The 8,720-nt window shown below is 71.2% G+C and carries 5 protein-coding genes; 1 reads left to right on the top strand and 4 read right to left on the bottom strand.

What is annotated here, in order from left to right:
* Positions 1-623 precede the first annotated feature (623 nt).
* From uvrC to rsgA, 4 genes are all read right to left on the bottom strand, one after another.
* On the bottom strand, positions 624-2,612 hold the full coding sequence (gene uvrC / locus ACLQ26_RS32940; protein ID WP_425748266.1) for an excinuclease ABC subunit UvrC: 1,989 nt from the start codon (positions 2,610-2,612) through the stop codon (positions 624-626).
* A 161-nt stretch (positions 2,613-2,773) separates the two neighbouring features.
* Positions 2,774-3,268, bottom strand: a complete 495-nt coding sequence (locus tag ACLQ26_RS32935) for a Rieske (2Fe-2S) protein (RefSeq protein ID WP_425748265.1) — start codon at positions 3,266-3,268, stop codon at positions 2,774-2,776.
* Positions 3,269-3,424: 156 nt separating this feature from the next.
* Positions 3,425-6,370, bottom strand: coding sequence for an excinuclease ABC subunit UvrA (gene uvrA / locus ACLQ26_RS32930; RefSeq protein ID WP_425748264.1), 2,946 nt, complete (start codon positions 6,368-6,370; stop codon positions 3,425-3,427).
* A 190-nt stretch (positions 6,371-6,560) separates the two neighbouring features.
* On the bottom strand, positions 6,561-7,631 hold the full coding sequence (rsgA, locus tag ACLQ26_RS32925) for a ribosome small subunit-dependent GTPase A (protein WP_425748267.1): 1,071 nt from the start codon (positions 7,629-7,631) through the stop codon (positions 6,561-6,563).
* A 241-nt stretch (positions 7,632-7,872) separates the two neighbouring features.
* On the opposite strand from rsgA, the gene ACLQ26_RS32920 reads away from it, so the two are divergent.
* The gene (locus tag ACLQ26_RS32920) at positions 7,873-8,526 is read left to right on the top strand and encodes an MBL fold metallo-hydrolase (protein WP_425748263.1); all 654 of its coding nucleotides are present in this window, start codon (positions 7,873-7,875) and stop codon (positions 8,524-8,526) included.
* The last annotated feature ends 194 nt before the right edge of the window (positions 8,527-8,720 follow it).

The following is an 8,720-nucleotide window of genomic DNA, read 5'->3' as shown; positions in this document are numbered from 1 at the left end:
TAACGACCCCGCCCGGCCCGCGATTCCGCCACCCGAGTGCCGCCGACCACAGGACGCAACGGCCTATACCGGACAAATCGCCCAGCCGAGAACGGGCATCGGCCCCGGCCGGTCGTGATCGACTCGGTTTCCCTGAAACCGGGGTGTCCGGGCGCGTTGGACACCGCGACTTCAGGGAACCCGAGTGGATCATCGACCTGAGGGTGCGCAACGACGCCGGGCCACCACGACGCCGGGCCACCACGACGCCGGGCCACCACGACGCCGGGCCACCACGAGGCTGGACCACGAACGCGGCCGGTCACACCCCTGCCGGCATCCCAGACCGGACATTACGCCCAGACGCGTCCAGCGGCTACCCTCGGGGCGACCGTCCCGCAGTGATCAACACGGGATCGGCGCTATCGCGGTATCCGGGACTCCGGAATGCCCCGACATCGGTGATGTCGTGTTGATCAAGCCGCGCCCGGATCACTCGCGCAGGCGGGCGGTGCATTCCGTGTGACCTGACCCGCCGCCCCAGCCGAGCGAGAAGGCGGCAGGCCGAGTTGTCCCAGTCCTGGCCGACGCCACGACTGCTGGCCAGCTCGCCGGCCGCGGCGGGATGGTCCGCACCGTGCAGCTCAGGTGCTGGGGCTCGCCTCGGCGCTGTCGTCGGCTTTGGTGCCCTTGTCGAGGGTGGCCAGGATCGCCTCGGCGGTGCGCCGACCCACCCCGGGCACCTCGGTGATCTCTTCGACGGTCGCCGTGGAGAGTCGCTTCAGCGAGCCGAAGTGCCGTAGCAGCGCCTTGCGGCGAACCTCGCCCAGGCCGGGGACGTTGTCCAGCGCGGACTCGGTCATCCGCTTCGAACGACGCTGGCGGTGGAACGTGATGGCGAAGCGGTGCGCCTCGTCGCGGACGCGTTGCAGCAGGTAGAGACCCTCCGAGGTGCGCGGCAGGATGACCGGGAACTCGTCGTCGGGGAGCCACACCTCCTCCAACCGCTTGGCGAGGCCGCACAATGCGACGTCGTCGATACCCAGGTCGGCGAGGGCCTGAGCGGCCGCCGCGACCTGCGGGGCGCCGCCGTCGACGACCACCAGTTGGGGCGGGTACGCGAATTTCCGCGGCCGGCCGGTGGTGGGGTCGACCAGGATGCCGACCTGCGGATCCGTGGCGCCGCCGGGCGCGGTCGGGTCGTCGGCCGACTCCACGCCCACCTCGCCCGTCTCGGCCCGCGCGTCCAGGTAGCGGGCGAAGCGGCGGCGCAGCACCTCGGACATGGCGGACAGGTCGTCGGTGGCGCCCCGGACGATGAACCGCCGGTACTCGCTCTTGCGGGGCAACCCGTCCTCGAAGACCACCATGCTGGCCACCACGTCGGTGCCCTGGATCTGGGAGATGTCGAAGCACTCGATGCGCAGCGGTGAGGTACGCATGTCGAGCGCCTCGCCGATCTCGTCAAGCGCCTTGCCGCGGGTGGTCAGGTCACCGGACCGCTTGAGTTTGTGCCGGGCCAACGCGTCCTTGGCGTTGCGCTCCACCGTCTCCATCAGCGAGCGCTTGTCGCCGCGTTGCGGCACGCGCAGCGACACCCGGCTGCCCCGGTGGTTGCTCAGCCACTCGGCCAGCGCGTCGGCGTCGGCGGGCAACTCGGGCACCAGCAGTTCGCGGGGCACGTCGGCCTCGCCGTGCTCGCCGCCGTACACCTGGGTGCAGAAGTGGTGCACCAGGTCCCCGGTGCTCAGGTCCTCGGTCTTCTCCACGACCCAGCCGCGCTGACCGCGGACCCGGCCGTCGCGGACGTGGAAGACCTGCACGGCCGCCTCGAGCGGGTCGTCGGCGAACGCGACCACGTCGGCGTCGGTGCCGTCGCCGAGCACCACTGTCTGCTTCTCCATGGCCCGGCGGAGGGCGGCCACGTCGTCACGCAGGCGGGCGGCGCGCTCGAACTCCAGCTGCTCGCTCGCCTCGGTCATCTCGCGCTCGATCTTGCGGACCATCGTGTCGGTGCGTCCGGCCATGAAGTCACAGAAACCGTCGACGATGGCCCGGTGCTCGTCGGCCGAGACGGTGCCGACGCACGGCGCCGAACACTTGCCGATGTAGCCCAGCAGGCACGGACGGCCGACCTGACCGGCGCGCTTGAACACGCCTGCCGAGCAGGTGCGCGCGGGGAACACCCGCAGCAGCAGGTCGAGGGTCTCCCGGATGGCCCAGGCGTGCGAGTACGGGCCGAAGTAGCGCACACCCTTGCGCTTCGCGCCGCGCATCACCTGCAACCGCGGATATTCCTCGTCGAGGGTGACGGCGAGATAGGGGTACGACTTGTCGTCGCGGTAGCGGACGTTGAACCGGGGGTCGTACTGCTTGATCCAGGTGAACTCCTGCTGGAGCGCCTCGACCTCGGTGCCAACGGTGATCCAGTCCACCGACTCGGCGGTGGTGACCATCTGCCGGGTGCGCTCGTGCAGGTTCCAGACGTCGCCGAAGTAGGAGTTGAGCCGGCTGCGCAGGTTCTTCGCCTTGCCGACGTAGATCACTCGGCCGGTGCCGTCGCGGAAGCGGTAGACCCCCGGTGACTCCGGGATGGTGCCGGGTGCGGGTCGGTAGGTCGAGGGGTCAGCCACGCCGACAAGCCTAGTCCGCACCACCGACACCCCACCGCGAGCGCGTGATCCACTCGGCTTCCGGGAAGGCGGGGTGTCGACGAGCCGCGGACACCCCGCCTTCCCGGAACACGAGTCGATCAAGCCGTCGAGAGCCGTCGAGAGCCGTCGAGCCGTGCGCGTCAGGCCAGGGAGATCTGGTCCCCGGTCACCTTGATCTCCTTGGGCGGCAGCGGCTTGGTGGCCGGCCCGGCCTTCACCGAACCGTCCGCGATCGAGAACTTGCTGCCGTGGCAGGTGCAGTTGATGGTGCCGCCGTCGACGTTCGTCACGGGGCAGTTCTGATGCGTACAGATGGGGCTGAAGCCCTTGAACTGGCCGGCCGCGGGCTGGGTGATCACCACGCCCTCGGCGGCGAGGACCTTGCCGCCGCCGACCGGGATGTCGGCGGTGGTGGCCAGCGACTGGGCGTTCTGCCGATCGCCGCCGCCGGCGTCGCCGGTGCTGGGCACGGCGGGGCCACCACTCGTGGGACCGTCACTGCTGCTGCCGCTGCCGCCGCCGTCGTCACTGCCGCAGGCAGCCAGGACGACAGCCGCGCCGACTGCCCCGACACCGGTGAGCAGGGTACGACGTGTCTGCGTACCCGGACCGGTCAGCGCCTGATCGTCACTCATGCCTCGCCTCTCTCTCGCCTGCTGCGCCGGTCAACAGCCGACACACTTTTCCACACGGGCAACTGTGCCGGATGGTTCATCGCGGCATCCGTCCGACCCGGGAAATGGCGCGGGGCGGGGCAGCAATCGCCCCGCCCCGCCCCGCAGAGATCGAGGTCAGCGCGCGCCGGCCGGCACCTTGCGGCTGGTCCGCGTCTTGGTGACGCCGTTTGCCTTGGCGGCGCGGGTGGTGGCGGCCGCGGCGCCCTTGGCCTCGCCGTCGAGCTTGAGCACCTGGCGCAGGAACTCGCCGGTGTGGCTCTCGGCGACCTCGGCGACCTCCTCCGGGGTGCCTGTGGCGAGCACCATGCCGCCCCGGTGACCACCCTCCGGGCCCATGTCGATAAGCCAGTCGGCGGTCTTGATCACGTCGAGGTTGTGCTCGATGGTGATCACCGTGTTGCCCTTGTCGACCAGGCCCTCCAGCACCATCAGCAGCTTGCGGATGTCCTCGAAGTGCAGCCCGGTGGTCGGCTCGTCGAGCACGTAGACAGTCCGCCCGGTGGACCGCTTCTGCAGCTCGGACGCGAGCTTGACCCGCTGCGCCTCACCGCCGGAGAGGGTCGGCGCGGGCTGCCCGAGGCGGACGTAGCCAAGGCCGACGTCGACGAGGGTCTTGAGGTGCCGGTGGATGGCCGGGATGGCGGAGAAGAACTCGGCGGCCTCCTCGATCGGCATCTCCAGCACGTCCGAGACGGTCTTGCCCTTGTAGTGCACCTCCAGGGTCTCCCTGTTGTACCGGGCACCCTTGCAGACCTCGCAGGGGACGTACACGTCGGGCAGGAAGTTCATCTCGATCTTGATGGTGCCGTCGCCGGAGCACGCCTCGCAGCGGCCGCCCTTGACGTTGAACGAGAACCGACCCGGCCCGTACCCCCGGACCTTGGCCTCGGTGGTCTCGGCGAAGAGCTTGCGGACGTGGTCCCAGACGCCGGTGTAGGTGGCCGGGTTGGAGCGCGGAGTGCGGCCGATCGGCGACTGGTCCACACCGACGACCTTGTCCACGTGCTCCAGACCGGAGACCCGGGTGTGCCGGCCGGGCACCAGCCGGGCGCCGTTGATCTGGTTGGCCAGCACCGCGTACAGGATGTCGTTGACAAGCGTCGACTTGCCCGAGCCGCTGACCCCGGTGACCGCGATGAGCTGGCCCAGCGGGAACGAGACGGTCAGGTTGCGCAGGTTGTGCTCACGCGCGCCGTGCACCACCAGCTCGCGGGCCGGATCCTGCGGCCGGCGGCCGGCCGGCGTCGGGATCGACCGCTTCCCGGACAGGTACGCCCCGGTGATCGACTCCTTGTTCTTCAGCAGCGCCGGCACCGAGCCGCTGTGCACGATCTTGCCGCCGTGCTCGCCGGCGCCGGGCCCGATGTCGACGATCCAGTCGGCGACACGGATGGTGTCCTCGTCGTGCTCCACAACGATCAGCGTGTTGCCCAGCCCACGCAGCCGGATCAGCGTCTCGATCAGCCGGTGGTTGTCGCGCTGGTGCAGGCCGATCGACGGCTCGTCGAGCACGTAGAGCACGCCCACCAGACCGGAGCCGATCTGGGTGGCCAGCCGGATGCGCTGCGCCTCACCGCCGGACAGCGTGCCGGCCGGCCGGTCCAGCGAGAGGTAGTCCAGGCCGACGTCGAGCAGGAACCGCAGCCGGGCGTTGATCTCCTTGAGGACGCGCTCGGCGATCATCTTCTGCCGGTCGGTCAGCTCGATGGCCGCGAGCAGGTCGGCGCACTCCCCCACCGACAGGTTGCAGACCTCGGCGATGCTCTTGCCGGCCAGGGTGACCGCGAGCACCTCGGGCTTGAGCCGGGCGCCCCCGCACGCCGCGCACGGCACGTCGCGCATGTAGCCCTCGTACTTGTCGCGGGACCACTCGGACTCGGTGTCGGAGTGCCGGCGCTCGATCCACTGCACCACGCCCTCGAAGCCGGTGTAGTAGGAGCGCTCGCGACCGTACTTGTTGCGGTAGCGCACGTGCACCTGGTCGTCGGAGCCGTGCAGGATCGTCTTCTGCGCCCGCGCCGGCAGCGCCCGCCACGGGGTGTCGACGTCGAAGTGCTGGGCCTCGCCGAGCGCCTCCAACAGGCGCAGGAAGTATTCCAGGTTGTGCCCTGTGGACCAGGGCTGGATGGCGCCCTCGCGCAGGCTGCGCTCCGGGTCCGGGACCAGCAGCTCCGGGTCGACCTCCTTCTTGGTGCCCAGCCCGGTGCACTCCGGGCAGGCGCCGTACGGCGCGTTGAAGGAGAAGACCCGCGGCTCGAGATCCTCGATCGCGAGCGGGTGGTCGTTGGGGCAGGCCAGGTGCTCGGAGTAGCGGCGCTCCCGGTCCGGGTCGTCCTCCGGCAGGTCGACGAAGTCGAGCAGCACCAGCCCGCTGGACAGGCCCAGCGCCGCCTCGACCGAGTCGGTCAGCCGCTGCTTGGCGCTCGGCTTGACGGTGAGCCGGTCGATCACCACCTCGATGGTGTGCTTCTCCTGCTTCTTGAGCTTCGGCGGCTCGGTCAGCGGGTGCACCACGCCGTCGACGCGGGCCCGGGCGTAGCCCTTGGCCTGCAGCTCGGCGAAGAGGTCGACGTACTCACCCTTGCGGCCGCGGATCACCGGCGCGAGCACCATGAACTTGGTGCCCTCGGCCATCGCGAGGACCCGGTCGACGATCTGCTGCGGGCTCTGCCGGGAGATCCGCTCGCCGCAGACCGGGCAGTGCGGCTCACCGATGCGGGCGTAGAGCAACCGCAGGTAGTCGTAGACCTCGGTGATGGTGCCGACGGTCGAGCGCGGGTTGCGCGAGGTGGACTTCTGGTCGATCGAGACGGCCGGGCTCAGCCCCTCGATGAAGTCGACGTCGGGCTTGTCCATCTGGCCGAGGAACTGCCGGGCGTACGACGACAGCGACTCCACGTACCGCCGCTGCCCCTCGGCGAAGATCGTGTCGAAGGCCAGGCTCGACTTGCCCGACCCGGACAGCCCGGTGAACACGATGAGGGCGTCCCGGGGCAGGTCGAGACTGACGTCACGCAGGTTGTGCTCGCGCGCGCCACGGATGATCAGTCGGTCGGCCACAGTGCGTGTACTCCCGGGAGAAGACGAAGCGAAGGATCTGTCCCGCTCTGGGTGACTTTGAGCGGTCGTGCGGGCGCGGAAAACACGCCTCGGCAACTCTAGCCCCGAGGTATGACAGTTTCCCCCGCCCGCACATTCCCCCAGCTCAGCCCGGTCGGCCGCGTCGCCGTCAGGCCGCGTACGACAGCAGTCAGTAACCTCCGGGCGACGGTGGCCGCGCCGCCCGACGCCGGGCCGAGCGCCATCCGCCACGCCGCTCCGCGGCCAGCCGCGCCTCGCGCCGCCGGCTCTCGTGGGTGACCTCCGACTGCAGACGTCGCCAGCTCTCCCACCGGCGGGTGGACAGCTCACCGGTCCGCAGCGCGTCGCGTACCGCGCAGGCCGGCTCGCCGTCGTGGCCGCAGTCGGCGTACCGACACCCCTCGGCCAGCCCGGCGATGTCGGCGAACGCCCGGTCCAGGCCGGCCACGCCGTCGAGCAGACCGACCGCCCGTACGCCGGGTGTGTCGATCACCGCGCCGCCGCCCGGAATCGGCACCAGGGCCCGCCACGTGGTGGTGTGCCGGCCCTTTCCGTCGACCCGCCGGATCGCCTGGGTCGGCATCATCACCGCGCCGGCGAGCGCGTTGACCAGGCTCGACTTGCCCGCGCCGGACGGCCCGAGCAGCCCCAGCGTGCGACCCGGCGCGACCTCGGCGCGCAGCGGGTCCAGACCGGTGCCGCGCTCGGCGCTCACCGGCAGCACCGGCACGCCGGGGGCGATCGCGGCGAGTTGGCGGGCCAGCGCGTCCGGGTCGGCCGCGAGGTCCGCCTTCGTGAGCACCACGATGGGCCGGGCCCCGGACTCGTGGACCAGCGAGAGCAGCCGCTCGATGCGGCCGACGTCCGGCTCCGGGTGCACCGGCTCCACCACGGCGGCGGCGTCGAGGTTGGCGGCCAGCACCTGGCCGCTGGCGTCCTTGCCTGCGGTACGGCGGATCAGCGCGGCCCGCCGGGGCAGCACGACCGCCACGGTGATCCGGCGGTCCGGCCAGTGCGTGAGCAGCACCCAGTCCCCGGCGCAGGGCAGCGTCGAGGGGTCCTGGGCGGCGGCGGCCAGCACGGACGGGCCGAGGCTGGCCCGGACCGGGCCGTCGGCGGTGAGCACCGTGCAGACCCCCCGGTCCACGCGGGCCACCCGGCCGGGGTGGTGCTCGCCGCGTCGGGCGGCGTACGTCGCCCGGTCGGCGTCCCAGCCGAGGGCGGTCAGATCGATAGTCATGGCATCCTCATCGGTGTCGAGCTGGTGATGGCGGAACACGCGTGCCACGTCCGGCATGAACACCACCTCCGTCCGACGTCCCGGTGCCGCTTGTGAGGCCGACGGTAGGGCGCGCGGCGACGCGCCGAAAGCGATTTCCGCGACGACGGCGCGGCGCGGGCCGGCTAGGGTCGACTGGGCCACGCTCGCCGTCGACCCGACGGTCCCCTGCCTACTCCACCGGAACGGATACGGACACGTCATGACCTACAGCGGAGATGTCACCCACGGCGGCCCGCCGGCGGTACGGGAGTTGGACGGGCTCACCATCAGCAAGCTGTCGGTGGGCCCGATGGACAACAACGCCTACCTGCTGCGCTGCACCGGCACCGGCGACCAGGTGTTGATCGACGCCGCCAACGAGGCGCCCCGGCTGCTGGAGCTGGTCGGCGACGGCGGTCTGGCCGCCGTGGTGACCACCCACCAGCACATGGACCACTGGGTGGCGCTGGAGGAGGTGGTCGCCAAGACCGGCGCGCGGGCGCTCGTGCACACCGACGACGCGGCCGGGCTGCCGATCGAGGCGGAGCGGCTGGCCGATGGGGACACCGTCGCGGTCGGTGACTGCGCGCTGGAGGTCATCCACATCAAGGGCCACACGCCGGGTTCGATCGCGCTGCTCTACCGCGACCCCAACGGCACGCCGCACCTGTTCACCGGCGACAGCCTCTTCCCCGGTGGCGTCGGCAACACCGACAAGGACCCGCAGCGTTTCGCCGCGCTGATCGACGACGTCGAGCACAAGCTGTTCGACAAGTTGCCGGACGACACCTGGTTCTACCCGGGCCACGGCAAGGACAGCACCCTGGGAGCGGAACGCCCAGCCCTCCCCCAGTGGAAAGCAAGAGGCTGGTAACCCCACCACTTCAGGGTCACCAAACGCTGCCCGAGAACCAAAAAGATCCACAACCAGTCTGCGGCCGCAACCCGTCGGCGAACCGCCCCCACGACGGGGGCGGGGGGGGGGGGAGGGCCCGCCCCCCGAGCTCGCCGGCACCCCCCCGCCCCCCGCCGCCGGGCCCCCCCCCCCCCCCCCCCCCCCCCCCACCA

The organism is Micromonospora sp. DT43 (genome assembly GCF_049841645.1).
Lineage (GTDB): Bacteria > Actinomycetota > Actinomycetes > Mycobacteriales > Micromonosporaceae > Micromonospora.
This window is presented reverse-complemented; position numbering and strand designations above follow the sequence as displayed.

What these genes read in the sequence shown, in the direction of transcription:
- ACLQ26_RS32920 (WP_425748263.1), top strand. Translation starts at nt 7,873, where the DNA reads ATGACCTACAGCGGAGATGTCACCCACGGCGGCCCGCCGGCGGTACGG.
- rsgA (WP_425748267.1), bottom strand. Translation starts at nt 7,631, where the DNA reads ATGACTATCGATCTGACCGCCCTCGGCTGGGACGCCGACCGGGCGACG.
- ACLQ26_RS32935 (WP_425748265.1), bottom strand. Translation starts at nt 3,268, where the DNA reads ATGAGTGACGATCAGGCGCTGACCGGTCCGGGTACGCAGACACGTCGT.